Annotated in this window: 21 protein-coding genes and 1 pseudogene; 13 read left to right on the top strand and 9 right to left on the bottom strand. The window is 73.2% G+C overall.

The features are described from left to right. The first annotated feature begins 55 nt into the window (after positions 1-55). The gene (locus IG74_RS0105235) at positions 56-547 is read left to right on the top strand and encodes a PPOX class F420-dependent oxidoreductase (protein ID WP_051854558.1); all 492 of its coding nucleotides are present in this window, start codon (positions 56-58) and stop codon (positions 545-547) included. On the opposite strand, the gene IG74_RS0105230 is transcribed toward IG74_RS0105235, so the two are convergent. Next, positions 531-1,232 carry an NAD(P)-dependent oxidoreductase gene (locus IG74_RS0105230; protein WP_030670301.1) on the bottom strand — a complete coding sequence of 234 codons (702 nt, stop codon included), beginning with the start codon at positions 1,230-1,232 and terminating at the stop codon, positions 531-533. The genes IG74_RS0105235 and IG74_RS0105230 overlap by 17 nt on opposite strands. 116 nt (positions 1,233-1,348) lie before the next feature. On the opposite strand from IG74_RS0105230, the gene IG74_RS0105225 reads away from it, so the two are divergent. Next, positions 1,349-2,095, top strand: a complete 747-nt coding sequence (locus IG74_RS0105225) for a TetR/AcrR family transcriptional regulator (protein ID WP_051854557.1) — start codon at positions 1,349-1,351, stop codon at positions 2,093-2,095. A gap of 10 nt (positions 2,096-2,105) precedes the next feature. Here the strand turns inward: IG74_RS0105225 and IG74_RS0105220 are convergent, their stop codons facing one another. Continuing rightward, positions 2,106-3,131: a LacI family DNA-binding transcriptional regulator gene (locus tag IG74_RS0105220; protein WP_030670293.1), complete on the bottom strand. Its 1,026-nt coding sequence runs from the start codon at positions 3,129-3,131 to the stop codon at positions 2,106-2,108. 288 nt (positions 3,132-3,419) lie between these two features. Here IG74_RS0105220 and IG74_RS0105215 point away from each other — a divergent pair, with 288 nt between their 5' ends. The 7 genes and pseudogenes from IG74_RS0105215 (at position 3,420) to pulA (ending at position 13,570) form a co-directional block, all read left to right on the top strand. Then, complete coding sequence (locus tag IG74_RS0105215; protein ID WP_030670290.1) at positions 3,420-4,691, top strand: extracellular solute-binding protein; 1,272 nt, start codon at positions 3,420-3,422, stop codon at positions 4,689-4,691. A 2-nt stretch (positions 4,692-4,693) separates the two neighbouring features. Beyond that, the gene (locus tag IG74_RS0105210) at positions 4,694-5,704 is read left to right on the top strand and encodes a carbohydrate ABC transporter permease (RefSeq protein ID WP_030670287.1); all 1,011 of its coding nucleotides are present in this window, start codon (positions 4,694-4,696) and stop codon (positions 5,702-5,704) included. A gap of 2 nt (positions 5,705-5,706) precedes the next feature. Then, positions 5,707-6,555, top strand: coding sequence for a sugar ABC transporter permease (locus IG74_RS0105205; protein WP_030670284.1), 849 nt, complete (start codon positions 5,707-5,709; stop codon positions 6,553-6,555). Between the two features lie 37 nt (positions 6,556-6,592). Then, positions 6,593-8,248 carry an alpha-amylase family glycosyl hydrolase gene (locus IG74_RS0105200; protein ID WP_030670281.1) on the top strand — a complete coding sequence of 552 codons (1,656 nt, stop codon included), beginning with the start codon at positions 6,593-6,595 and terminating at the stop codon, positions 8,246-8,248. Further along, the gene (locus IG74_RS0105195) at positions 8,236-9,318 is read left to right on the top strand and encodes a LacI family DNA-binding transcriptional regulator (RefSeq protein ID WP_030670276.1); all 1,083 of its coding nucleotides are present in this window, start codon (positions 8,236-8,238) and stop codon (positions 9,316-9,318) included. Before IG74_RS0105200 ends, IG74_RS0105195 begins: the two co-directional genes overlap by 13 nt. A gap of 125 nt (positions 9,319-9,443) precedes the next feature. After that, a pseudogene (locus IG74_RS0105190) lies at positions 9,444-10,847 on the top strand (alpha-amylase); the annotation flags it as partial. After that, a complete protein-coding gene (gene pulA / locus IG74_RS0105185; protein ID WP_324607486.1) occupies positions 10,844-13,570 on the top strand; it encodes a pullulanase-type alpha-1,6-glucosidase in 2,727 nt (908 codons plus the stop codon). The pseudogene IG74_RS0105190 and the gene pulA, both read left to right, overlap by 4 nt. Here pulA and IG74_RS0105180 read toward each other — a convergent pair. Both IG74_RS0105180 and IG74_RS0105175 read right to left on the bottom strand, forming a co-directional pair. After that, a complete protein-coding gene (locus tag IG74_RS0105180; protein ID WP_051854555.1) occupies positions 13,514-14,461 on the bottom strand; it encodes a dihydrodipicolinate synthase family protein in 948 nt (315 codons plus the stop codon). The genes pulA and IG74_RS0105180 overlap by 57 nt on opposite strands. A 25-nt stretch (positions 14,462-14,486) precedes the next feature. Then, positions 14,487-15,806 carry an aminotransferase class I/II-fold pyridoxal phosphate-dependent enzyme gene (locus IG74_RS0105175; protein ID WP_030670266.1) on the bottom strand — a complete coding sequence of 440 codons (1,320 nt, stop codon included), beginning with the start codon at positions 15,804-15,806 and terminating at the stop codon, positions 14,487-14,489. Between the two features lie 302 nt (positions 15,807-16,108). On the opposite strand from IG74_RS0105175, the gene IG74_RS0105170 reads away from it, so the two are divergent. Then, complete coding sequence (locus IG74_RS0105170) at positions 16,109-16,366, top strand: LuxR C-terminal-related transcriptional regulator (protein ID WP_030670263.1); 258 nt, start codon at positions 16,109-16,111, stop codon at positions 16,364-16,366. Here IG74_RS0105170 and IG74_RS0105165 read toward each other — a convergent pair. Both IG74_RS0105165 and IG74_RS0105160 read right to left on the bottom strand, forming a co-directional pair. Further along, entirely contained in the window at positions 16,294-17,763 is a 1,470-nt protein-coding gene (locus IG74_RS0105165; RefSeq protein WP_030670260.1) for a flavin-containing monooxygenase, read from the bottom strand. The genes IG74_RS0105170 and IG74_RS0105165 overlap by 73 nt on opposite strands. Positions 17,764-17,799: 36 nt before the next feature. After that, on the bottom strand, positions 17,800-18,399 hold the full coding sequence (locus tag IG74_RS0105160; RefSeq protein ID WP_030670256.1) for a TetR/AcrR family transcriptional regulator: 600 nt from the start codon (positions 18,397-18,399) through the stop codon (positions 17,800-17,802). A 108-nt stretch (positions 18,400-18,507) separates the two neighbouring features. Here IG74_RS0105160 and IG74_RS0105155 point away from each other — a divergent pair, with 108 nt between their 5' ends. The 3 genes from IG74_RS0105155 (at position 18,508) to IG74_RS0105145 (ending at position 21,196) form a co-directional block, all read left to right on the top strand. Then, positions 18,508-18,933 carry a nuclear transport factor 2 family protein gene (locus IG74_RS0105155; RefSeq protein WP_030670253.1) on the top strand — a complete coding sequence of 142 codons (426 nt, stop codon included), beginning with the start codon at positions 18,508-18,510 and terminating at the stop codon, positions 18,931-18,933. A 112-nt stretch (positions 18,934-19,045) separates the two neighbouring features. After that, positions 19,046-20,419: an MBL fold metallo-hydrolase gene (locus IG74_RS0105150; RefSeq protein WP_030670251.1), complete on the top strand. Its 1,374-nt coding sequence runs from the start codon at positions 19,046-19,048 to the stop codon at positions 20,417-20,419. A 21-nt stretch (positions 20,420-20,440) separates the two neighbouring features. Next, positions 20,441-21,196 carry a sulfite exporter TauE/SafE family protein gene (locus IG74_RS0105145; protein WP_030670249.1) on the top strand — a complete coding sequence of 252 codons (756 nt, stop codon included), beginning with the start codon at positions 20,441-20,443 and terminating at the stop codon, positions 21,194-21,196. Positions 21,197-21,315: 119 nt separating this feature from the next. Here IG74_RS0105145 and IG74_RS0105140 read toward each other — a convergent pair whose 3' ends face one another. The 3 genes from IG74_RS0105140 to IG74_RS0105130 all read right to left on the bottom strand — a co-directional run bounded on the left by IG74_RS0105140 (position 21,316) and on the right by IG74_RS0105130 (position 24,549). After that, positions 21,316-21,771 carry a protein-tyrosine phosphatase family protein gene (locus IG74_RS0105140; protein ID WP_051854554.1) on the bottom strand — a complete coding sequence of 152 codons (456 nt, stop codon included), beginning with the start codon at positions 21,769-21,771 and terminating at the stop codon, positions 21,316-21,318. Positions 21,772-22,201: 430 nt separating this feature from the next. Continuing rightward, complete coding sequence (mmsB, locus tag IG74_RS0105135; protein WP_030670243.1) at positions 22,202-23,431, bottom strand: multiple monosaccharide ABC transporter permease; 1,230 nt, start codon at positions 23,429-23,431, stop codon at positions 22,202-22,204. Continuing rightward, positions 23,428-24,549: an ATP-binding cassette domain-containing protein gene (locus tag IG74_RS0105130; RefSeq protein WP_420709855.1), complete on the bottom strand. Its 1,122-nt coding sequence runs from the start codon at positions 24,547-24,549 to the stop codon at positions 23,428-23,430. Before IG74_RS0105130 ends, mmsB begins: the two co-directional genes overlap by 4 nt. Positions 24,550-24,566 lie beyond the last annotated feature (17 nt).

The following is a 24,566-nucleotide window of genomic DNA, read 5'->3' as shown; positions in this document are numbered from 1 at the left end:
GGGGACACCGCTCCGGCGTCCCCTGGACAGCGGCCCGCCGGCCTACGCTCGCCGTATGGCAGAGCACTTGGCGACCACCGGCGACGACGCCCTGTACGAACTCCTCGCGCGCCAGCGCATCGGCACGCTCGTGACGCTCAAGCGCGACGGCCGCCCCCAGCTGTCGAACGTCGGCTACGCCTACGACGCCGAGGCGCGGCTGATTCGCCTCATGGTCACCTACGACCGCGCCAAGACGCGCAATCTGCGCCGCGACCCGCGCGCGAGCTTCTTCGTGACCAGCCCCAACGGCTACGCGTACATGGTCGCCGAGGGCACGGCCGAGCTGACGCCCCTCACCACGGACCCGCACGACGCGGTGGCCGACGAACTCACCGTGGTCTTCCGGGGGTTCCAGGGCGAGCACCCCGACTGGGAGCGGTTCCGCGCGGTGATGGTCGCCGAACGCCGCCTGGTGGTCCGGCTTCCGGTCACGCGCGTGTACGGGGCGGCGGGCCGCCGTCTCGCGGGGCCGCCGCCGGACCAGCGGGTCAGTACCCGACCGTGAACCGGCGCTGCACGAAGCGCGGCAGCTCGGCCTCGTCGACGAGCGCGACGGCGGCGTCCTCCACCGAGATGCGGCTGCGCCCCTCGGCGTCGAGCACCGGCTGGTCGCCGCCGACCCGGAACCTGCCCGTGCGCTCGCCGGGGGCGATCTCCTCCGCCGGGCTGAAGTAGGTCCACAGGCGGTTCGAGAGGCGCAGCACGTCCAGCGCGTCGCGGTGGCCGCGCACCGCCGCCGCGTACGCGCGCGGCAGGCCGAGACCGTCGAGGGTCTCGTGCAGCAGCGCGTCGGAGTCGGCCCGTACGACCCCGGGGGCGATCTCTAGACTGCCCGCGCCGCCGATGACGATGAGGCGGGTGCGCGGATGGCTCTCCAGGGCCTTGAGCAGGGCCCGCGCGGCCGTGGCGTACAGCGTCGGCTCCGCGATCGAGCGGCGCACGGTCTCCTCGAAGTCCGCGGCCGCGTTGCCGGGCTGGAACCCGCTGACGAGGACGTCGAGGCCGGGCAGGACGCCCGCGACGCTGTCCGCGTCGAGGACGTCGACGCTGCGCCACTCGACGCCCTCCCGCCGCTCCGTGACCCGGGCGGCGTCGCGGCTGAACGCGGTGACCCGGTGCCCCCGCTCGACGGCCTCGGTCACGACCCGGCCGCCGATGGTGCCCGTGGCCCCGATGACTCCGATGTGCATGGCTCTCCCCTTCGCCTCGCTGCCGTGCCCCGAACCGGATCTGCACGGCGTGCGGTGACTATACGGCGTGAAGTTTCCGCACGGCAATCAGAATCAGCGCGCTGTACAGTGACGCCGTGGGAGTCAGGGAGAACACGGGAAGCGCAGGCGGCGCGGGCGGCACCAGGGGGCGCCGGGAGCGGCTGCGCGCCGAGACGACGGCGGAGATCAAGCAGGTCGCGCTCGGCCTGATGGCCTCGGGCGGCCCCGACGCCATCACGCTGCGGGCCATCGCCCGCGAGATGGGCATGACGGCCAACGCCATCTACGGCTATTTCGCCACCCGGGACGACCTGGTCACCACGCTCGTCAGCGATGTGTACACCGCGCTCGCCGACGCCGTGGACGCCGCCTGGGAGGGCGCGGCGGGACAGGGCGCGGCCGCGCGGATCCAGGCGTGGGCGGCCGCCTTCCGCGCCTGGGCCCTCGGCAACCCCGAGGGCTTCCGGCTCGTCTACGGCGACCCGGTGCCCGGCTACCGCGCCCCCGCCGGGGGCGCCGCGCCCGAGGCCGCGCACCGCGTCTGCACCGGCCTCGCCGCCCTCGCCGCGGAGGCCTGGCCGCAGGCCGAACCCCTGTACGCGGACGGGGACTTCGCCTGGTCCGACTTCGACCCGGGGCTCCTGGACAAGGTCCGCCCGGCCTTCCCCGACCTGCCGCCCGCCGGAGTGGCGCTCGCGCTGCGCGTCTGGGGCCATCTGCACGGCCTGGTGTCACTGGAGGTCTACGGCCACCTGCGCGGCCAGACGACGAGCCCCGACAAGCTCTTCCGCGCGGAACTGGCCCAGCTCGTACGGGCGTTGGGCGTCGCGGAAGCGGGCTGAGACCCGGGCCTCAGGCCCGGCCGCGCCCCGACGCCGTCGAGCCGCGCACCACGAGCTCCGGCATGAACACGAACTCGCTGTGCGGGGCGGGCGTGCCGCCGACCTCCTCCAGGAGGGTGCGCACCGCCGCCTGGCCCATGGCCTGCACGGGCTGGCGGACCGTGGTCAGCGGCGGGTCGGTGAAGGCGATGAGCGGGGAGTCGTCGAAGCCGACCACGGAGATGTCGCGGGGCACGTCCAGGCCCTGCTGCCGGGCGGCGCGGATCGCGCCGAGTGCCATCATGTCGCTGGCGCAGACGATGCCCGTGCAGCCGCGCGCGATCAGCGCGGTCGCCGCGGCCTGGCCGCCCTCCAGGGTGTAGAGGGAGTGCTCGACCAGCGCGTCGGCCTCCTCTGCGGTGAGGCCGAACCGCTCGCCCATGCCGAGCCGGAAGCCCTCGATCTTGCGGACGACGGGCACGAACCGCCGGGGCCCGACCGCGAGGCCGACACGGGTGTGGCCGAGCGAGGCCAGGTGCCGCACGGCGAGCTGCGTCGCCGCCCGGTCGTCCGTGGACACGAAGGGCGCGTCGACCTGGGGGGAGAAGCCGTTGACCAGGACGTGCGGGACGCCCTTGGCGCGCAGCGCCGCGTACCGCTCCGTGTCCGCGGTGGTGTCGGCGTGCAGCCCGGAGACGTAGATGATCCCCGCGACGCCGCGGTCCACCAGCATCTCGGTCAGCTCGTCCTCCGTGGAGCCGCCGGGGGTCTGGGTGGCGAGCACCGGTGTGTAGCCCTGGCGGGTCAGGGCCTGCCCGATGACCTGGGCGAGCGCGGGGAAGATCGGGTTGTCCAGCTCGGGCGTGATCAGGCCGACCAGGCCCGCGCTGCCGCGGCGGCGCAGCCGGACGGGCCGTTCGTAGCCGAGCACGTCGAGCGCGGCGAGGACGGCTTCGCGGGTGGCCGCGGCCACACCGGGCTTGCCGTTGAGTACCCGGCTGACGGTGGCTTCGCTGACCCCTGCTTGAGCTGCGATGTCGACGAGCCGCGCGGTCATGCACGGGACTGTACCCGGCGGAGCATGTCTTGCCCACCGCTTGCGCAAGCTTGCGGCAAGGCCTGACGTGCCCGGATCGCAACCCCCAGGACACGCGGCGGTAACGATCGTCATCTCTTGCAGAAAATCGCCGCAAGGTCTTTCGAGACGTTTTCAAGCCTGTTACGTTCCTGCCAACCCGGCGCCGCGTCGAGTGCGGCCGGCAGGAGGCGCCCCTTTCGTCTCCCCTCGTTCCGGGTCATCCCGGGATCATCCCGGGTCATTCCTGGTCCAGTTGAAGGAGTTCACATGCGGCGTGGCATAGCGGCCACCGCAGTGGTCGCCGCCCTGACGATGACAGCGGCGGCGTGCGGCGGAGACGACGGCGACAGCGGGAAGAAGAGCGGCGGCAAGCTGTCCGGCACCGTCACGTTCTGGGACACCTCGAACGACGCCGAGAAGGCCACGTACGAGAAGCTCGCCAAGGGCTTCGAGGACCTGCACCCCGGGGTGAAGGTCAACTACGTGAACGTGCCGTTCGGCGAGGCCAACGCCAAGTTCAAGAACGCCGCGGGCGGCAACTCCGGCGCCCCGGACGTGATGCGCACCGAGGTCGCCTGGGTCGCCGACTTCGCCAACCTCGGCTACCTGGCCCCGCTGGAGGGCACCGCCGCGCTCGACAAGCCGGACGACTACCTGCCGCAGGCCGCCGCCAGCACCAAGTTCAAGGGCAAGACCTACGCGGCCCCGCAGACCATCGACACCCTCGCGCTCTTCTACAACAAGAAGATGCTCAAGGACGCGGGCGTGGAGGTCCCCAAGACCTTCGACGACGTGGAGTCCGCCGCCAAGAAGATCAAGTCGAAGTCCGGCAGGACAGGCCTCTACCTGCGCGGCGACGACCCGTACTTCTACCTGCCGTACCTCTACGGCGAGGGCGGTGACCTCCTGGACACCAAGAAGAAGGAGATCACCGTCGACGACGCCGAGGGCGCCAAGGCCTTCGAGGTGATGAAGGGCCTCGTCGACTCCAAGGCAGCCGTGACCGACGCGAGCGACGGCTACAACAACCAGCTCAACGCCTTCAAGGACGGCGACGTCGCCATGGCCCTCGACGGCCCCTGGTCCATCGAGGGCGCCCTCCAGGGCAAGCAGTTCAAGGGCGACAAGGCCAACCTCGGCGTCGCCCCGGTGCCCGGCGGCAGCGCGCGCCAGGCCTCGCCGCAGGGCGGCTGGAACCTCGCCGCGTACGCGGGCTCCAAGAACCTCGACGCCTCCTACGAGTTCATCAAGTACATGAGCTCGGCGAAGGTGCAGCAGCAGACCACCGAGAAGCTCAGCCTGCTGCCGACCCGCACCTCCGTGTACGACGTCAAGTCCGTCAAGGACAACCAGATGGTGCAGTTCTTCAAGCCCGCCGTCGACAAGTCGGTCCAGCGCCCCTGGATCCCCGAGGCCAACTCGCTGTTCGAGCCCATCCGTCTGGAGATGCAGAAGGTGCTCAGCGGCAAGTCCTCGCCCGAGGACGGCGCCAAGGGCATCGGCGACGCCTACCGCAAGCTCCTCAAGGACTACAAGTAACGATGGCTGTCGAGAGCGGCCCCCGGGTCGCCCCGGCCGCGGACGCCCGGCGCGTCCGCGGCCGCGGGCCCCGCGCGGGGCAGAAGCCCGGACGCCTGCGCAGGGCGCTGAGCACGTACTGGTACGCCTGGGCCATGGTCGCCCCCGTGGTGGTCGTGATCGGCGTCATCGTCGGCTACCCCCTGGTGCGCGGCATGTACCTGTCGACGACCAACGCCAACGAGGCGAACGTCGAGCGCACCATCGGCGTCAACCACATCCCGGCGACCTACGAATCCGTCGGCCTGGACAACTACAAGGCGATCCTCGACGACGGCGTCTTCTGGGACCGGCTGACCTGGACCGTGGTGTGGACGGTGTCCTGCGTCGCGCTGTCGTTCGTCCTCGGCCTGGTCCTCGCGAACATGCTCAACCGCAAGCTCAAGGGCCGCTCCTTCTACCGGATGGCGCTGATCCTGCCCTGGGCGGTGCCCGCCTTCGTCTCCGTCTTCACCTGGCGGCTGCTCTTCAACGAGAAGAAGGGCCTGCTCAACGCGATCCTCGAAGGCGGCGGCTTCGACGCGATCCCCTGGCTGAACGACCCCACCTGGGCGAAGCTCTCGGTGATCGCCGTGAACGTCTGGCTCGGCGTGCCGTTCATGCTCGTCGCCATGCTCGGCGGGCTCCAGTCCATCCCCGGCGAGCTGTACGAGGCCGCCGAGATGGACGGCGCGAGCCCCTGGCAGCGCTTCCGTTACGTCACCCTGCCCGGCCTCAGGTCCGTGGCCACCACCGTGGTCCTGATCAGCGCCATCTGGACCTTCAACATGTTCCCGGTGATCTTCCTGCTCACCCGGGGCGGTCCGGGGGACGCCACCGAGATCCTGGTGACGTACGCCTACCGCCTGTCGTTCGTCGTCAGCCCCCGCGACTTCGCCGGGTCGGCGGCCTGGGGCGTGCTCATCCTGCTGCTCCTTTCGCTCTTCGCGGTGGTCTACCGCCGCGCGCTCCGCAAGCAAGGAGAGGTGTGGTGACCATGAGCAACAGCAAGCCGCGGCCGCGCGGCGAGCGCGGCCCGCTCGCCTCCGTCGCGCTGCACGCCACCCTGCTGATCGCCAGCGCCATCGCGGTGCTCCCGCCGCTGTGGCTGCTCGTCACCTCGTTCAAACCGCAGAGCGAGGCGTTCTCGACGGACCTGGTGAAGAACTTCACCTTCAGCAACTACGACCACGTCCTGAACGACACCAAGTTCCTCGACTGGGTCGGCAACTCCCTGTTCGTCGTCGGCCTGACCACGGTCATCGGCGTGTTCATCGCCGCGACCACCGGGTACGCGGTCAGCCGGTTCAAGTTCCCCGGCATGCGGCCCCTGATGTGGCTGCTGCTCATCACCCAGATGTTCCCGGTCGCGGTGCTCATCGTGCCGCTGTACAACCTGCTCGCGAGCCTGGAGCTGCTCAACCAGCCCATGGGCCTGGTCCTCACGTACCTGACCATCGCGGTGCCGTTCAGCGCCTGGATGATGAAGGGGTACTTCGACACCATCCCGGTGGAGATCGACGAGGCGGGGCGCGTCGACGGGCTCAACCCGTTCGGCACCTTCTGGCGGCTCATCCTGCCGCTCGCCAAGCCCGGCCTCGCCGTCACCGGCTTCTACAGCTTCATCACGGGGTGGGCCGAGGTCGCCTACGCCTCCGCGTTCATGACCGGCGAGGAGAACCTCACCCTCGCGGGCGGCCTGCAGACCTTCGTCAACCAGTACACCAGCGACTGGGGTTCGCTGACGGCCGCCGCCGTGATCGTGGCCGTGCCCGCCGCGGTCATCTTCGGCCTCGTCCAGCGCCACCTCGTCTCCGGTCTCACCGCCGGCGCGACGAAGTCCTGACACCCCCCAGCACCCGCCACCACTCCTCAGGGAAGACATGACCCAGCATCTCGCTGCCCCCGCCGCCGACCACGCCTCCGGTACGCGTACGGACTGGTGGCGCGAAGCGGTGATCTACCAGGTCTATCCGCGCAGCTTCGCCGACGGCGACGGCGACGGCATGGGCGACCTCGCGGGCGTCCGCGCCCGGCTGCCGTACCTGCGGGACCTCGGGGTCGACGCCGTCTGGCTCAGCCCGTTCTACGCCTCGCCGCAGGCCGACGCGGGCTACGACGTCGCCGACTACCGGGCCATCGACCCCATGTTCGGCACCCTGCACGACGCCGACGCCGTGATCCGCGAGGCGCACGGGCTCGGCCTGCGCATCATCGTCGACCTGGTGCCGAACCACTCCTCCGACCGGCACGACTGGTTCCGGCGCGCCCTCGCGGAGGGCCCGGGCTCCCCGCTCAGGGAGCGCTACCACTTCAGGCCCGGCAAGGGCGCCGACGGCGAACTGCCGCCCAACGACTGGGAGTCCATCTTCGGCGGGCCCGCCTGGACCCGCACCGACGACGGCGAGTGGTACCTCCACCTGTTCGCGCCCGAGCAGCCCGACTTCAACTGGGACCACGCGGCCGTCCGCGACGAGTTCCGCTCCATCCTGCGCTTCTGGCTCGACATGGGCGTCGACGGCTTCCGCGTCGACGTCGCCCACGGCCTGGTCAAGGCCGCGGGCCTGCCCGACATCGGCCGCCGCGACCAGCTGAAGCTGCTCGGCAACGACAGCATGCCGTTCTTCGACCAGGACGGCGTGCACGAGATCTACCGCAGCTGGCGGCAGGTCCTCGCCGAGTACGCGGGCGAGAAGGTCCTGGTCGCCGAGGCCTGGACGCCGACCGTGGAGCGCACCGCCCTGTACGTGCGCCCCGACGAGATGCACCAGGCCTTCAACTTCCAGTACCTGGGCACCCACTGGGACGCCGCCGAGCTGCGGGCCGTCATCGACTCCTCGCTGGCCGCGATGCGGCCCGTCGGCGCCCCGGCCACCTGGGTCCTGTCCAACCACGACGTCACCCGGCACGCCACCCGGTTCGCCAACCCGCCGGGCCTCGGCACCCAGCTGCGCACCCCCGGCGACCGCGCGCTCGGCCTGCGCCGCGCCCGCGCCGCCACCCTCCTGATGCTGGCCCTGCCGGGCTCCGCCTACCTCTACCAGGGCGAGGAGCTCGGCCTCCCCGACGTCACCGACCTGCCCGACGAGGCGCGCCAGGACCCGTCGTTCCACCGCGCGCAGGGCCAGGACGGCTTCCGCGACGGCTGCCGGGTGCCCCTGCCGTGGACCAAGGACGGCTCGTCGTACGGCTTCGGCGCGGGCGGCAGCTGGCTGCCGCAGCCCGAGGGCTGGGGCGAGCTGAGCGTCCAGGCGCAGACCGGGGACCCGGCGTCGACCCTGGAGCTGTACCGCGAGGCCCTGCGGGTGCGCCGCGGCCGTCCCGAGCTCGGCGCGGGCGACGCCCTGACCTGGCTGGAGGCCCCCGAGGGCGTGCTCGCGTTCCGGCGCGAGGGGTTCGTGTGCACCGCCAACACCACGGGCGCCGCCGTACGCCTGCCCGCGCCCGGCCGGGCCCTGCTCGCCAGCGCGGACGTGGAGACGGCGGGCGACGACGTGGTCGAGCTGCCCGCCGACACCACCGTCTGGTGGGCGGTGTGACGACCTCCCCGCCGCGGGGCGCCGAGCGGAGTCCGCGCGACTTCGACCGCGGCGCCCCGCGGCTCGCGGACATCGCCGCGCAGGCCGAGGTCAGCGAGGCCACCGCGAGCCGCGTGCTCAACGGCAAGGCGGGCGTGGCCGCGGCGACCCGGCGGCGCGTGCTCGCCGCCCTCGACGTCCTCGGCTACGAGCGGCCCGTGCGCCTCAAACGCCGCAGCGCGGGCCTGGTGGGCCTGGTCATCCCCGAGCTGACCAACCCGATCTTCCCGGCGTTCGCGCAGGTCGTCGAGCAGGTGCTCGCCGGGCACGGCTACACGCCCATGCTCTGCACCCAGCTGCCGGGCGGCGCCACCGAGGACGAGCTGGTCGAACAGCTGGAGGCGCGCGGCGTCAGCGGCATCGTCTTCCTCTCGGGGCTGCACGCCGACACCACGGCCGACCCCGGGCGCTACCTCGAACTGGCGGGCCGCGGGGTGCCGTTCGTGCTCATCAACGGCTACAACCCGCACGTCCCCGTCTCCTTCGTCTCGCCCGACGACCGGGCCGCCATGCGGATGGCGGTGCGCCATCTGGCAGAGCTCGGGCACGAGCGGATCGGCCTCGCCGTCGGACCGAGCCGTTACGTGCCCTCGCGCCGCAAGGCGGAGGGCTTCACGGCGGCGCTGCACGAACACTTCGGCCTGGCGCAGGGGGAGGCCGAACTGCTCGTGCGGAACACGCTGTTCACCGTCGAGGGCGGCCACGCGGCGGCCAGCGCGCTCCTGGACGCGGGCTGCACCGCGGTGGTCTGCGGCAGCGACATGATGGCGCTCGGCGCGGTGCGCGCCGCCCGCCAGCGGGGGCTCACGGTGCCCGGTGACGTGTCGGTGGTGGGCTTCGACGACTCGCCGCTCATCGCCTTCACGGACCCGCCGCTGACCACGGTGCGGCAGCCGGTGCAGGCGATGGCGTCGGCGGCCGTCGGCGCCCTCCTGGAGGAGATCGACGGAAACCCGGTGCAGCGCACGGAGTTCGTCTTCCAGCCCGAGCTGGTCGTGCGCGGCTCCACGGCGGCCGTGCGCCGCGGCTGAGGGATTTCCGCCCGGTGACGGGAGTGTGTCCGAAGGGTTGACCGGGGTTGTTGAGCGCCGTACGGTCACGGCGCAAACGGTGTTGCAAGTTTTCTGCAACAACCTTCAACCCCCCAGGAGGACCCGTGACATCCCCGAGCAGCGGCGCGCGCCGCGGACGGCCACGCACCGCGACCCTGGCCCTCCTCGCGGCCGTCGGCGGCAGCGTGGTGGGCGCCGCCCCGCAGGCGCAGGCGGCCCCGCCCGGCGGCAAGGACGTCACCGCGGTGCTCTTCGAGTGGAAGTTCGACGCGGTGGCCAAGGAGTGCACGACCCGGCTCGGCCCCGACGGCTACGGCTACGTCCAGGTGTCGCCGCCGCAGGAGCACATCCAGGGCGCGCAGTGGTGGACCTCGTACCAGCCCGTCAGCTACCGGATCGCCGGGCGCCTCGGGGACCGCGCCGCCTTCAAGAAGATGGTCGACACCTGCCACGGTGCGGGCGTCAAGGTGGTCGTGGACACCGTCATCAACCACATGGCGGCCGGGAACGGCACGGGCACCGGCGGCTCGCCGTACACGAAGTACGACTACCCGGGCGTCTACTCGCGCCCCGACTTCGACAACTGCACCGCGCAGATCACCAACTACCAGGACCGCTTCAACGTCCAGGAGTGCGAGCTCGTCGGCCTCGCCGACCTGGACACCGGCGAGGACCATGTACGCGGCCGTGTCGCCGCGTACATGAACGACCTGCTCTCCCTCGGCGTGGACGGCTTCCGCGTGGACGCGGCCAAGCACATGGCCGCCGCCGACCTGAAGGACATCAAGTCGCGGCTCAGCGACCCGAACGCGTACTGGAAGCAGGAGGCCATCCACGGCGCGGGCGAGGCCGTCTCGCCGGACGAGTACCTGGGCAACGGCGACGTCCAGGAGTTCCGCTACGCCCGTGACCTCAAGCGCGTGTTCCAGAACGAGAAGCTCGCCTATCTGAAGAACTACGGCGAGGGCTGGGCCTACCTGCCCTCCGGCAAGGCAGCCGTGTTCGTCGCCAACCACGACACCGAGCGCGGCGGCGACACCCTCAGCTACAAGGACGGCGCCGACCACACCCTGGCGCACGTGTTCATGCTCGCCTGGCCCTACGGATCGCCGGACGTCCACTCCGGCTACGAGTTCACCGACCGCGACGCGGGCCCGCCGAACGGCGGCCGGGTGGACGCCTGTTACCGCGACGGCTGGAAGTGCCAGCACGCCTGGCCCGAGGTCCGGAGCATGGTCAAGCTGCGCAACACCGCCCGGGGCACGGGCGTGACCCACTGGTGGGACAACGGCGACGACGCCATCGCCTTCGGCCGCGGCGACAAGGCCTACGTCGTCGTCAACCACGAGGGGGCGGAGGTGAACCGCACCTTCCAGACCTCGCTGCCCGCGGGCGGCTACTGCGACGTGCAGAGCGGCCGGAGCGTCACCGTCGACGGCTCGGGCCGGTTCACGGCCGCCGTCGCGCCGAACACCGCCCTCGCCCTGCACACGGGGGCGCGGAAGTGCTGACCTCCCGCTCCCTGCCTTCCCGCTCCCTGGCCTCCTGCTCCCTGGCCTCCCGTGCCTCGCTGACCGCCGCCGTGGCGCTCGCTCTGCTCGCGACCGCCGTGCCCCTGGCCCCCGGCGCGGCGGCGGCACCCGGCGGCACGGACCTCGACCTCACGACGTCGAAGGCGCAGTGGATAGACCGTTCTACCGTCGCGTGGGACATACCCGGCCAGGACGCCGAAGTCCGGTACGCCCGCGACGGCGGCCTCACCACGGACGGCGACGACGTGCGCGGCCAGGCCCACCGGATCCGCCTCGCCCGCGTCCCCGGGGGCCTGACCGACGCCCAACGGGCCGCGTACCCGCACCTGAAGGGCTACGCCGCCTTCCGCGTCGACCCGCGCGACCGGGACCGCGTGCGCACGGCCCTCACCGGACAGCTCGCCGCCGTCCAGCGCGCCGCCGACGGCACCGCGCGCGCCGCGACCGGCGTGCAGACCCAGGGCGTCCTCGACGACCTCTACAGCCGTACGGCCACCAAGGCCGACCTCGGCCCGGTCTTCCGGCACGGCCGCCCCCGGCTCGCCGTGTGGGCGCCCACCGCCCAGGACGTGCGCCTCGACATCGGCGGCCGCAGCGTCCCGATGCGCCGCGACGCGGCCTCCGGCGTGTGGTCGGCCGCCGGGCCCAAGAGCTGGACGGGCAAGCCGTACCGGTACGCCGTGAAGGTCTGGGCGCCCAGCGTCCGCAAGGTGGTCACCAACAAGGTCACCGACCCGTACGCGACCGCCCTCACCGCCGACTCCCGGCGCTCCCTGGCCGTCGATCTGAACGACCCGGAACTCGCGCCCCGGGGCTGGCAGGACCTGCGCAAGCCGGCCGCGGTCCCGCTGCGCTCCGCGCGCATCCAGGAGCTGCACGTCCGGGACTTCTCCCTCGCGGACCGCACGGCCAAGTACCCGGGCCAGTACCGGGCGTTCACCGACACCCGCTCCGCCGGGATGCGGCACCTGCGCGAGCTTGCCCGGGCCGGGACGTCGTACGTCCACCTGCTGCCCGCCTTCGACTTCGGCACGGTCCCCGAGCGCCGCGCCGACCAGGCGCGTCCCGACTGCGACCTGCCCGCCGCCGCCCCCGACTCCGAGGAACAGCAGCGGTGCGTGGCGCGGACGGCCGCGCGGGACGGCTACAACTGGGGCTACGACCCGGTGCACTACACGGTGCCCGAGGGGAGCTACGCCAGCGACCCCGAAGGCACCCGGCGCACGGTCGAGTTCCGCGAGATGGTGCAGGGCCTCAACCGCGCGGGCCTGCGCACGGTGATGGACGTCGTCTACAACCACACCGTGGCCAGTGGCCAGGCCGACAAGTCCGTGCTCGACAAGATCGTGCCCGGCTACTATCAGCGGCTGCTCGCCGACGGCATCGTCGCCACGTCCACCTGCTGCGCCAACACCGCGCCCGAGAACGCCATGATGGGCAAGCTCGTCGTCGACTCCGTCGTCACCTGGGCCCGCGCGTACAAGGTCGACGGCTTCCGCTTCGACCTCATGGGCCACCACCCCAAGGCCAACGTCCTCGCCGTGCGCAAGGCCCTGGACGCGCTGACACCGGCGAAGGACGGCGTCGACGGCAAGAAGGTCATCCTCTACGGCGAGGGCTGGAACTTCGGCGAGGTCGCCGACGACGCCCGCTTCGTCCAGGCCACGCAGAAGAACATGGCGGGCACGGGCATCGCCACGTTCTCCGACCGGGCCCGCGACGCGGTGCGCGGCGGCGGCCCCTTCGACGCGGACCCGCGCGTGCAGGGCTTCGCGAGCGGGCTGTACACCGACCCCAACTCCTCGCCCGCCAACGGCGACCGCGCCGCGCAGAAGGCCCGTCTGCTGCACTACCAGGACCTCATCAAGGTCGGCCTCACCGGCAATCTGGCGGCGTACTCCTTCACCGACTCCTCGGGCCGCGCCGTCAAGGGCGCGGACGTCGACTACAACGGCGCCCCCGCGGGCTACGCGGCCGCCCCCGGCGACGCGCTGGCCTACGCCGACGCCCACGACAACGAGACGCTGTACGACGCCCTCGCCTTCAAGCTCCCGCCGTCCACGAAGGCCGCCGACCGGGCCCGCGCGCAGGTCCTCGCGATGGCCACGGCCACGCTCGCGCAGGGCCCCGAACTCTCCCAGGCGGGCAGCGACCTGTTGCGGTCCAAGTCCCTCGACCGTAACTCCTACGACAGCGGCGACTGGTTCAACGCCCTCCACTGGGACTGCCGCGACGGCAACGGCTTCGGCCGCGGCCTGCCCCCGGCCGCCGACAACAAGGACAAGTGGCCCTACGCGAAGCCGCTCCTGGCCGACCGGGCCCTGGCGCCCGGCTGCGCGGAGATCAGCGGTGCCTCGGCCGCCTACCGCGACCTGCTGCGGCTGCGCACCGCGGAGCCCGTGTTCTCCCTCGCCACGAGCGAGCGGGTCCAGGCGGAGCTGGCCTTCCCGCTGTCCGGCACGGCGGACGAGACACCCGGCGTGATCACCATGCGCCTCGGTGACCTGGTGGTGGTCTTCAACGCGACGCCGCAGGAGCAGACGCAGCGCGTCACCGGGCTCAAGGGCGCCGCGTACGCCCTGCACCCCGTGCAGGCGCGCGGAGCGGACGCGGTGGTCAAGTCGGCCACGTACGCGCGGAGTTCAGGCACCTTCCGGGTTCCGGCCCGCACGGTCGCGGTCTTCCGGCGCGGCGTCTGACGGCAGCAGGTCCAGGCCGTCGAGGACGGCGACCAGCCGGTCGCGGTCCTCGGCGGCGAGACCGCGCAGCGGCCTCGGCAGGTTCGGCTCGGACACCAGGCCCAGATGGGCGGCCGCGGCCGACATGACGCGCAGGCCGCCGTGGCGCCGGAACAGCTCCCACAGCGGTTCGAGGCGCTCGGAGCGGGCCGTGGCCCCGGCCGCGTCCCCCTGCCGGGCCGCCCGGGTGAGGGCCAGGGCGGTTTCGGGGAACAGGCCGCCGAGCACCGAGTACCACACGTCGCAGCCCGCGGTCAGGCCGGTGGCCGCCGACCAGTCGCCGCTGACGCCGACCGAGACCGTGTCCGGGACGAGCGAGCGCAGCGCGGCCACGCGCTGCCGGGCGGCGGCCGGATCGCCGGGCACCGGCGGGATCTTGATGGCGGCGACGTTCGGCAACCGCGCGATGCGGCCGTGGAGCTCGTCGCTGAAGTCCACATGGGTGGTGCGCGGGTTGTCGTACACCACCAGCGGCACGGACAGCTCCCGCGTCACGTCCTCGTAGAGCCCGAACACCTCGTCGTCGGTGAGCGGCTGGTACGTCATCGGGGCGAGCAGCACCGCGGCCGCGCCCGCCTTCTGGGCGTCCTCGGCGAGCGCCAGGACCTGCGCGGTGCGCAGGGCGCCGATCCCGACGAGGACCGGGGTGCCCTCGGCCGCCCCGACGGCGGCGCGCGCGGCACGGGCGCGCTCCTCGCGGGACAGGTAGGCGTAGCCGCCGGTGGAGCCGAGCGCGCCGATCGAGTCCACTCCGGCGGCGGCGAGGCGCCCGACGAGCCGGACGTAGGCCCGCTCGTCGATGCCCGACTCGTCGGTGGGGGTCAGGGGGAAGGCGCTGAGGCCGGTGAACATGGCGGGACGTCCCTTCGGTGGCGGGTCAGACGGCGTGCGGGTGGTCGAGGACGGCGGCGAGATCGGCGGCGAAGCGGCGGGCGCGGGGCTCGGTGAGCGTGGCGGTGGTGACCCGCAGCGCCTGCCGGTCGGTCGGACCGGCGGCGAACAGGTCACCGGGGCGCACCGCCCAGCCGCGGCGGGCGAGCGCGTCGACGACGGGCCGGGCCCGCTGGTCCAGGTCCACCCAGACGTTCAGGCCGTCGGGCCGGTGGGCGGCGGGGACGCGGACGCCGTGCGCGGCCAGCTCCCGGACCAGGAGCGCACCGCGCTCGGCGTAGGCGCGGCGCGCCCGGTCGTGCAGGGCCCGTACGTCCGGGTCGCGGAGGAGTTCGCGGGTGGTGTGCTGGAGCAGCAGGCTCACCCACATCGTGCCCCCGCTCAGCCGGGTCTCCAGGCGCCGGGCGGTCTCCCCGTCGGCGGCGACCAGGGCCAGGCGCAGGTCGGGGCCGAGGAACTTCGACACCGAGCGCACCAGCGCCCACGTGCCCGTGCCCGTCGGGGTGACGCGGTGGTACGGCATGGCGGAGACGGCCGAGAAGTGGTCGTCCTCGACGACCAGGACCCCGGGGTGTCCGGCCAGGACGGCGCGCAGTTCGGCGGCCCGCCCGACGGTGAGGCTCGCGCCGGTCGGGTTGTGGGCGCGCGGCGTGCACACCACCGCGCGGGCCCCGGACTCCAGGGCGGCGCGCAGCGCCTCCGGGCGCATCCCGGCGTGGTCGACGGCGACCGGTGCGGTGCGGTAGCCGTTCAGGCGCAGCGTGCCGATGCTCGCGAGGAAGCACGGGTCCTCGACGGCCACGGCGTCGCCGCGCGTGAGGTAGGCGTTGAGGAGGCGCTCCGTGGCGTCCGCCGCGCCGTTCGTCACCAGGACCCGGAACGGGCGGTCGGGCAGGTCGTCGGCGTACCGCGCGGTCGCCCACTCCACGAGGCCCGGGTCGACGGCAGGCGTGCCGTACAGCGGCTGCCGGTAGCCGCCGCGCAGGGCCGCCGCGAGCACGTCGGGCAGCAGCTCGGGATCGGGGTTGCCGCTGGCCAGGTCGGTGAGGCCGGTGCCGAGGCCGGAGCCCTCGCGGGCCAGTTGCGGCGGCCGGGCCACCATGGTCCCGCCGCGGCCGTGGGTCTCGGCCACCCCGGCGACCACCAGCTGCCGGTACGCCGCCGCCACCGTGTTCCGGTTCACGCCGAGGTCGGCCGCGAGGCCCCGCACCGGCGGCAGCGGGTCCGCCGCCCTCAGCTCCCCGGCCGCGATCAGGTCCCGCACGCTGTCCGCGATCTCCATGGCCGTCGCCCCATGGATCGGCACAGCCACCACCTCCACAGCTCGGCCAGGCTTTGTCCTGTGCCAAACATAGGATTGTCCTATGTCAAACGCAATGGGGTAGTGGCCGAGTGGAGGGCCTGCGCGGCGCGGAGCGCGGCGAGACCACCGAGGACGAGGGACTCGACCAGGTCCCCGGCCGCGGCCGGGGACCGCTTGCGGGGGCGGGTTCACGGCGTTGACCACGCTGTCCGCGGTGAGTTCACCGCGGGAGCTCCACGCCCGGGGCGGCGCAGCAGGGCGCGGTCCGAAGCGGGCAGCAGCCGCCACGCGTACGGGCCGACGGTGTGCGCCGTCTGCTGGAGCACGCGGCGTCCGAGCCGGGGGTCGTCGCCCGCGGGACGCCCACCGCCGAGATCGCCTCAGGACTCTGCGTCTCCGCGCACACGGTCCGCGACCACCTCAAGTCCCTCTTCGCCAAGACTCGCGTCTCCAGCCGGGGCGAACTGGTCGCGCGCCTGTTCACCGAGCACTACTGGCCCGCCCTGCCGGAGCCCGTCGAGGACCAGCGGGCCGCGGCGGGGCGGCGGGTCAGGGTGCGGTAACGGGCGGCCCGGTACGGCCAGTTGTTGGTGATCTTCCCGGCGTCGGTCTTGTACCAGCTGTCACAGCCCGCCTGCCACACGGTCTCGCCCAGGGCCTCCTGGACGCGGCGCTGGAAGGCGTCGTAGGCCCGCGCCGACACCTCCAGCTCGGTTCGGCCGTCGCGGTCGAGCGCGGCCAGCGAGTCGAGGACGTAGCGGACCTGGGCCTCGATCATGAGGACCACGGAGTTGTTGCCGAGGTTGGTGTTCGGGCCGTACAGGAGGAAGAGGTTGGGGAAGCCGGGCACGGTCATGCCGAGGAAGGCGGCCGCCCCGTCCGCCCACGCCTCCTCGCGCAGCAGCCGTCCGTCACGGCCGGTGACGGTGACGGGGGCCAGGAACTCGGTGGCGGTGAAGCCCGTGCCGTGGATGAGCGTGTCGAGCGCGTGCTCGGTGCCGTCGGCGGTGACGACGCCGCGCGGGGTGATCCGGGTGATCTTCTCGGTGATCAGCTCGACGTTGTCGCGCGCGAGCGCCGGAAGGTAGTCGTCCGAGATGAGCACGCGCTTGCAGCCGAGCGGGAAGTCCGGCGTGAGCTTGGCCCGCAGCACCGGATCCGGCACCTGCGTGCGCAGTTGACGGCGGCAGAGGTACTCGACGGCCTTGCCGAGCCGCCCGCCCCGCACGGCCGAGTACAGCACGGTGTCGCAGAAGGCGAACCAGCCGCCGCGGAAGGCGAGGCGGCCCGGCGCCGTGCGGAACAGGGCCTGGTGGACGGGCCCGTAGCGGTAGTCCCACTTGGGCATGACCCAGTTCGCCGAGCGCTGGAACACGCGCAGGGTCCGCACCCGAGGGGCGATGCGCGGGATGAACTGCACCGCGCTCGGGCCGGTCCCGATCACCCCGACGGTCTCGCCCGTCAGGTCGTGCCCGTGGTCCCAGCGGGCCGAGTGGAACGCGGTGCCCGCGAAGTCCTCGCGGCCGGGAACGTCGGGGAACCGGGGCCGGTTCAGCTGGCCCACGGCCGTCACCAGGACCCGGGCGTGGTGCACCCGGCCCGCGGCGGTGCGCAGCTCCCAGCGCCGGCCGGACTCGTCGTACGAGGCCGCGACGATCTCCGTGCCGAAGCGGAGCCGCGGCCGCACCCCGTGGGCGTCGGCGCACTCGTGCAGATAGCGCAGCAACTCCGGTTGCAGGGGGTAGGCGCGGCTCCAGTCCTCGCGGGGCGCGAAGGAGTACGAGTACAGGTGCGAGGGCACGTCGCAGCCCGCGCCCGGATAGGTGTTGTCCCGCCAGACCCCGCCGAGGTCATCGGCCTTCTCGTACACGGTGAACGAGGTGACACCGGCCTGGTTCAGCCGGATGGCCATGCAGAGCCCGGCGAACCCGGCCCCGATGACGGCGACTTGATCAGTCATCCCACTTCCTTCCGCTTCCCCCCGGCCGCTGCCCTCCTAGGGTGACGGATCCGCGGCGCCGAGGACACGGAGGACCGTCGTGCGCAGCGCGGCCCCGGCCTCGGCGCTCGGCACGCGCCCCGCGGCGACCTCGTCGCCCGCGGCGTGGCCGAGGGCGACCGTCATGGCCACGAGCCAGCGCGGCGCGAGGCCGGGGGTGAACTCGCCCGCCGCCTGGCCCCGTTCGACGAGCCGGACGAGCCGCTCGGTGACGGGCTCGTGCCGGGCGCCGTCGCGCTCCGCCGGGCCCGCGGCCGAAGGCGCGTGGAGCAGCCACGCGTTGTCCTCGAACGACGACCAGGAGGCGTCGAGGAACCTCAACAGCGCCTGAGCGGCGGGCCCTTCGTCGAGCGCGGCGGCGTCCATGGCGGCGACCGCGTCCTCGGTGATCCGGTCGACGGCGGCCGTGAGGAGGTCGTCGCGGGAGGAGAAGTGGGCGTAGACGGTCTGCCGGGTCACTCCCGCCGCCTCGGCGACGGCCGCCATGCCCGCGTCCGGCCGCTGCCGCAGCAGGCGCACCGCCGCGTCCAGGACGGCGGCCCTGCTGCGCTCGGCGTCGGCCCGGCGGCGCCGGGGCGGTTCCGTGGAAGGCGTCATCTCTTACAGCCTTGTCCAAGTTGTCGATCGCTCATATCTTACAGAGGTGTCAGAGATCGTAGCTCGACGGAGCTGCCGCCCGTCACCCGTGCGCCGGATCGGAGCGTCATGAAGCCACTGGCCGACACCACCCCCGAGCGGTTCATCGCGGACTTCTTCACCTCCCTCACCGAGTCCACGGTCCGGGGCGACGCGCCGGAGTCCGTCATGGACCGCCACTACACGCCGGACGTCGTGCAGATCAGCGACGGCGTGCGCATCGACCGCGACCGCCTCCTCGCCCATCTGCGCCCCGTGCGCAAGAACGTGGTCGGCTGGCGGTTCGACGTGCACGAGGCCGTCGCGGACGGCGGCCGCGTCGCCGCCCGGCTCACCATCCACGCCCGGACCCGCAAGGGCGGCGCCTCCGTCACCGAGGTGCACCTCTTCGGCGAGTTCACCGAGGACGGCCGCATGCGCAGATCGCACCAGCTCACCCGGTCCCTGTCCACGGAGGGGCCCGTCGGGGACCCGGCCGGAGCGGGACGGCCCTGACCGCCGATCGCGCACGAGGGGGGCGAAAGAACCGCGCCAACCTGCGGGACGGGTGGAATTGAAAATACCCCCCAGGGTATACGGCCGATACCGTCCGTCGGGAGGAGCCGCCGTGTTCGCCGTCGACACCCTGGAGTTCCCGGTCCTGGGCAACCACAGCTATCTGGCGTCGGGCCCCCGCGCGGCCGTCGCGATCGACCCGCCGCGTGACATCGACCAGGTCATCGCGGCGGCGGCACGCCGCGGCGTGCGGATCGCGTACGTCGCGGAGACCCACGTCCACAACGACTATGTGAGCGGCGGCCTGGAGCTGGCCCGCGTCACCGGCGCCCGCTATCTGATTCCGGCCGGGGCCGCCGTGTCGTTCCCGCACACGCCCGTCGCCGACGGCGACACCGTCACCGTCGACGAGGACCTCGTGCTGCGGGCCCTCGCCACCCCCGGCCACACCCCGCACCACACGGCGTACGTCCTGGCAGAGGGCGGCCGCGCGGTGGCGGCGTTCACCGGCGGCTCGCTCCTGATCGGCGCGGTGGGGCGGCCCGACCTCGTCGAGCCGCGGCTCACCGAGCCCTTGGCCCGCGCCCAGCACGCGTCCGCGCACCGGCTCGCGGACGCGCTCGACGACGCGGTGCGGCTGCTGCCCACCCACGGCTTCGGCAGCTTCTGCGCCTCGGGCCCCGGCGCGGACGAGGAGACCACCGTCGGCGCCGAACGGGCGGGCAACGCCGCGCTGACCAAGGGCGTGGACGCGTTCGTCGCCGAACTGCTCGCCGGGCTCGACGACGTGCCCGCGTACTACGCGCACATGGGCCCGGTCAACGCCGCAGGACCCGCGCCCGTCGACCTGACCCCGCCCGCACCCGCGACCGCCGCCCGCATCGCCGCGCGCCTCGCCGCGGGGGAGTGGGTGGTGGACCTGCGCCACCGCGCGGCCTTCGCCGCCGGGCACGTGCCCGGGTCCGTCAACGTCGAGGCCGACGGCAAGCTCGCCACGTATCTGGCGTGGCTGCTGCCGTGGCGGCGGCCCGTCACCCTGCTCGCCGCATCGGCGGGGCAACTCGCCCACGCCCAGCGCGAGCTGGTGCGCGTCGGCATCGACCGCCCGGCCGCCGCCGCGACCGGCGACCCGCGCGCCTGGGTGGGGCCCGGCGAGCGGCTCGCGACCAGCGCGTGCGCCACCTTCGCGGAGCTCGCCGCGGTCCGCGCCGGGCGCGGCGACGTGGTCGTGCTCGATGTGCGCCGCGCCGTCGAGCGCCGCGAAGGACAGGTGGCGGGCTCCGTGCACATCCCCGTCCACGAACTGCGCGACCGCGTCCGCGAGGTGCCGGAAGGCCTGGTGTGGGTGCACTGCGCCGGCGGGACGCGCGCGGCGATCGGGGCCTCGCTCCTGGACGCCGCCGGGCGGGACGTGGTCGTCGTCGACGACAGCTTCGCCGCCGCGGGGGAGGCGGGCCTCGGCCTCCGTCGGCCCGCCTCCCCCTGACCCGGCCGCCGGGACCCGCCGATGAGCGCGCTCGTCCTCGCCCTGACCGCGGGAGCCGTGGTCGGCCTTGCGCTCGGCGCCCTGGGCGGCGGCGGAAGCGTCCTCGCGGTCCCCGCCCTGATCTATCTGCTCGGCTTCACCCCGGCCGCCGCGACGACCGCGAGCCTGCTGATCGTCGCCGTCACCTCGGCGAGCGCCCTGTACGCCCACGCCCGCGCGGGCCACGTCCGCTGGCGCGCGGGGGCCCTGTTCGCCGGTGCGGGCATCCCGCCCGCCGCCGCCGCGGGCGTGGCGGCGGGGCGCCTTCCGCAGCCGGTGCTGACCGCCGCGTTCGCCGCCGTCGCCGCCCTGGCCGCGCTGCGGATGCTGCGCCCCGGGCGGGCCGAGGCCCGGGGTACGGGTGCGGTGCGACCGGGCCGGGCGGCCGGCGCCGGGGCCGCCCTGGGGGCGCTGACCGGGCTGCTCGGGGTGGGCGGCGGGTTCCTCGTGGTGCCCGCCCTGGTCACCGTCCTCGCCTTCGGGATGCGGGCCGCGACCGGGACCAGCCTGCTCGTCATCGCCGCCAACTCCCTTGCCTCGCTGGCCACGCGGGGCAGCACCACGGCGGGGCTCGACTGGTCGGTGATCGCGCCGTTCACCGGCGCCGCCGTCCTCGGCGCCTGGGACGGCAAACGCCTCGCGGCCCGGCTCTCGGGCCCCCGCCTGCGGCACGCCTTCGCCTGCGTGCTGCTCGCGGTGGCGGCCGGGATGCTCGTCGACGTCGCGGTACGACGATGAGCGCGGCACGAGGCACACGGCCGCGCCGGGAACGCCCGCACCCGCGGGAACTTGCCCGGCATCCCCGTGGAAACGGCCCGCAGGCGCGGCGAGTTCACCACGGGCAGATCGCAGCCCGGTCAGGCGGTGCCGCCGGACCCGCTTCCGAAGGCGCGGACGAAGCGGCGCTGCCACGGGGTCTCCACCGCGCGGCGGTGGTAGTGCGCGCGGACGTACCCGACGGCCTCGGCGGCGGGCACGCCGTCGAGCACGGCCAGACACGCGAGCGCCGTGCCGGTCCTGCCGACACCGCCGCCACAGGCGACCTCGACGCGCTCGGTCGCGGCCCGCGCCCACACCTCGCCGAGCAGCCGCCGCGCCTCCTCGCGGTCCGCGGGCAGCCGGAAGTCGGGCCAGCGCAGCCAGCGCGCGTCCCACGCGACCGGGGGCGCGGGCTTGCCCAGGAGATAGACGCCGAACACCGGTTGGGGACCTTCGGGCAGGGGTCGGCGAAGGCCGCGCCCGCGCACCAACCGCCCGGAGGGCAACCGGAGCACCCCGGTATGCGTCTCGTTCCACGTCTCAGCCACGCGCATCACGGTACCCGTACCACGTGGAGCAGGTACCGCCTGTGAGCTAGCCGATAATCATCAGGTTCTAACGGAATCTTGACTTCAGGAGGGCATAGTGCAAGGCATGACAACCATGGTTCCTGTCTGCCCGTATTGCGGGCGGGTCGAGTGCATCTGCCCGGCGGTGGGCGGCGGTCCCGTCGCGGTGGCCGCGGTGGGCGTGACCGCGTTTCTTTCGGTTCCCTCGGTGGCCGGGACGTCCGCCGCCGTGCGCAGGAGGTCGACGGCCGCGCCGCCGCCGTCGTAAGGAGAGGCCTGAGGTGAGCCCGTTTCCGGCGGCGCGCTCGCCTCAGTCCACGGGAAGCGGTGCCAGGGCACCGAGTTGAGCACCTCACCGGAGTGCGGGAGCCCGGAGGGGACCACGGTTGGCACGGAGCGCGGGCGACGGTGTGCGCTAGCGACCGGCCCTGCGCTTGTTCCAGACGTCGAAGCCGACGGCGGCCAGCAGCACCAGACCCTTGATGACCTGCTGGTAGTCGGTGCCGATGTTGACCAGCGACATGCCGTTGTTGAGCACGCCGAGCACCAGGCCGCCGATCACGGCGCCCATGACCGTGCCGACGCCGCCGCTCATCGACGCGCCGCCGATGAACGCGGCGGCGATCGCCTCCAGTTCGAAGTTCAGCCCCGCCTGCGGCGTGCCCGCGTTGAGGCGCGCGGCGTACACACAGCCCGCGAGCGCCGCGAGCACCCCCATGTTCACGAAGATGAGGAAGGTGACGCGCTGGTCCCGCACGCCGGACAGCTTCGCCGCCGCCTTGTTGCCGCCGAGCGCGTACACGTGCCGTCCGACGACCGCGTGGCGCATCACATAGCCCAGGGCGATCAGCAGCCCGCACATGACGAGCAGCACCACGGGCACGCCGTGGAAGCTGGCGAGCGTCAGCGTGAACGCGGCCACCGCCGCCGCCGTCGCCACGCACTTGGCCACCCACAGACCGGTCGGCATCACGTCGAGCCCGTACGCCAACTGCCGCTTGCGGCCCCGCCCTTCGCGAAGCAGCAGGAAAGCGATCGTCGCGGCCCCGATCACCAGGGTCGGGTTGTGGTACTGCGTGTACGGGCCCATCTCCGGGATGAACCCCTTGGCGAGGTTCTGGAATCCGTCGGGGAACGGCGAAAGCGACTGGCCCTCCAGGACGATCTGGGTGAGCCCGCGGAACAGCAGCATCCCGGCCAGCGTCACGATGAACGACGGGATGCCGACGTACGCGACGAAGAAGCCCTGCCACGCGCCCGCGACCGCGCCGATGACCAGCGAGAGCACGAGCGCGAGGACCCACGGCAGCTCGTGCTCGACCATCATCACCGCCGACACGGCGCCGACGAAGGCCGCCAGGGAACCGACGGACAGGTCGATGTGGCCCGCGATGATGACGATCATCATGCCGATGGCCAGGATGAGGATGTAGCCGTTCTGCTGGATCAGGTTCGAGACGTTGCTCGGCAGCAACAGCGTGCCGTCGGACCAGATCTGGAACAGGACGACGAGGACCGCCAGGGCGACGAGCATGCCGTACTGGCGCACGTTGGCCCGCATCAGCTCGACGAGCAGCGCGCCCGTCGACCGCCGGACGCCCGGCGCGTCGGATGCGTCCTGCGGCGGTGTGGTCGTGGTGGTCATGACGGGCCCTCGGCTTCCGTTCCGGGTCGGGTGGCACCGCGGCTGCGGTGCGCGGTCATGTGGCGCATCAGGACCTCCTGCGTCGCCTGCGCCCGGGGGATCTCGCCGGTCACCCGGCCCTCGGCCATCGTGTAGATCCGGTCGCACATCCCGAGCAGCTCCGGCAGTTCGGAGGAGATGAGGAGAACGGCCTTGCCCCGGGCGGCGAGCCGGTCGACGACGGAGTGGATCTCGTACTTGGCGCCGACGTCGACGCCCCGCGTCGGCTCGTCGAGGATCAGCACCTCGGGGTCGGCGTGGATCCACCTGCTCAGGACGACCTTCTGCTGGTTGCCGCCGGAGAGCCGCCCCACCTGCTCGAAGACGGTGGGGGCCTTGATGTGCAGCGACGCCCGGTAGCCCTCGGCGACGGACCGCTCGTGGTGGGCGTCCACGAAACCGCCGAGGACGCCGCGGCGGCGCATGCCCGCGAGGGAGGCCAGGGAGATGTTGCGGTGGATGGTGTCGATGAGGTTCAGGCCGTAGCGCTTGCGGTCCTCGGTGACGTACGCGAGGCCCGCCTCGATGGCCGCGGACACCGTCCGCGCGGCCACCTCGCGGCCGCCGACCGCCACGGTCCCGGTGACGTACCGGCCGTAGGAGCGTCCGAAGACGGACATGGCGAGTTCGGTGCGGCCCGCGCCCATCAGGCCCGCGAGGCCGACGACCTCACCGCGCCGCACGGTCAGGGACACGTCGTCGACGACGGTGCGCCGGTGGTCGACGGGGTGCCGCACCGTCCAGCCGCGCACCTCCAGGGCCAGGTCCCGCGGGCCGTCGTAGGGCGTGCGGTCGGGGAAGCGCCGGTCGAGGTCGCGGCCGACCATGCCGCGGATGACGCGGTCCTCGGACAGGCACGGCTCGGCGCCCGGGGCCGGGCGCACCGCGAGCGTCGCGACGGAGCGCCCGTCGCGCAGGATCGTCACGGTGTCGGCGACGCGCCGGATCTCGTTCAGCTTGTGGGAGATGACGATGACGGCGACCCCCTGCGTGCGCAGGCCGAGGACGAGGTCGAGCAGCTTGGCGCTGTCCTCGTCGTTGAGCGCGGCCGTGGGCTCGTCGAGGATGAGCAGCTTCACGTCCTTCGCCAGGGCCT

It is taken from the genome of Streptomyces sp. NRRL B-1347 (assembly GCF_000720325.1).
In the GTDB taxonomy this organism is placed as follows: domain Bacteria; phylum Actinomycetota; class Actinomycetes; order Streptomycetales; family Streptomycetaceae; genus Streptomyces.
Note: the sequence above shows the minus strand (reverse complement) of the source record. Positions and strands in the feature narration are given on the sequence as shown.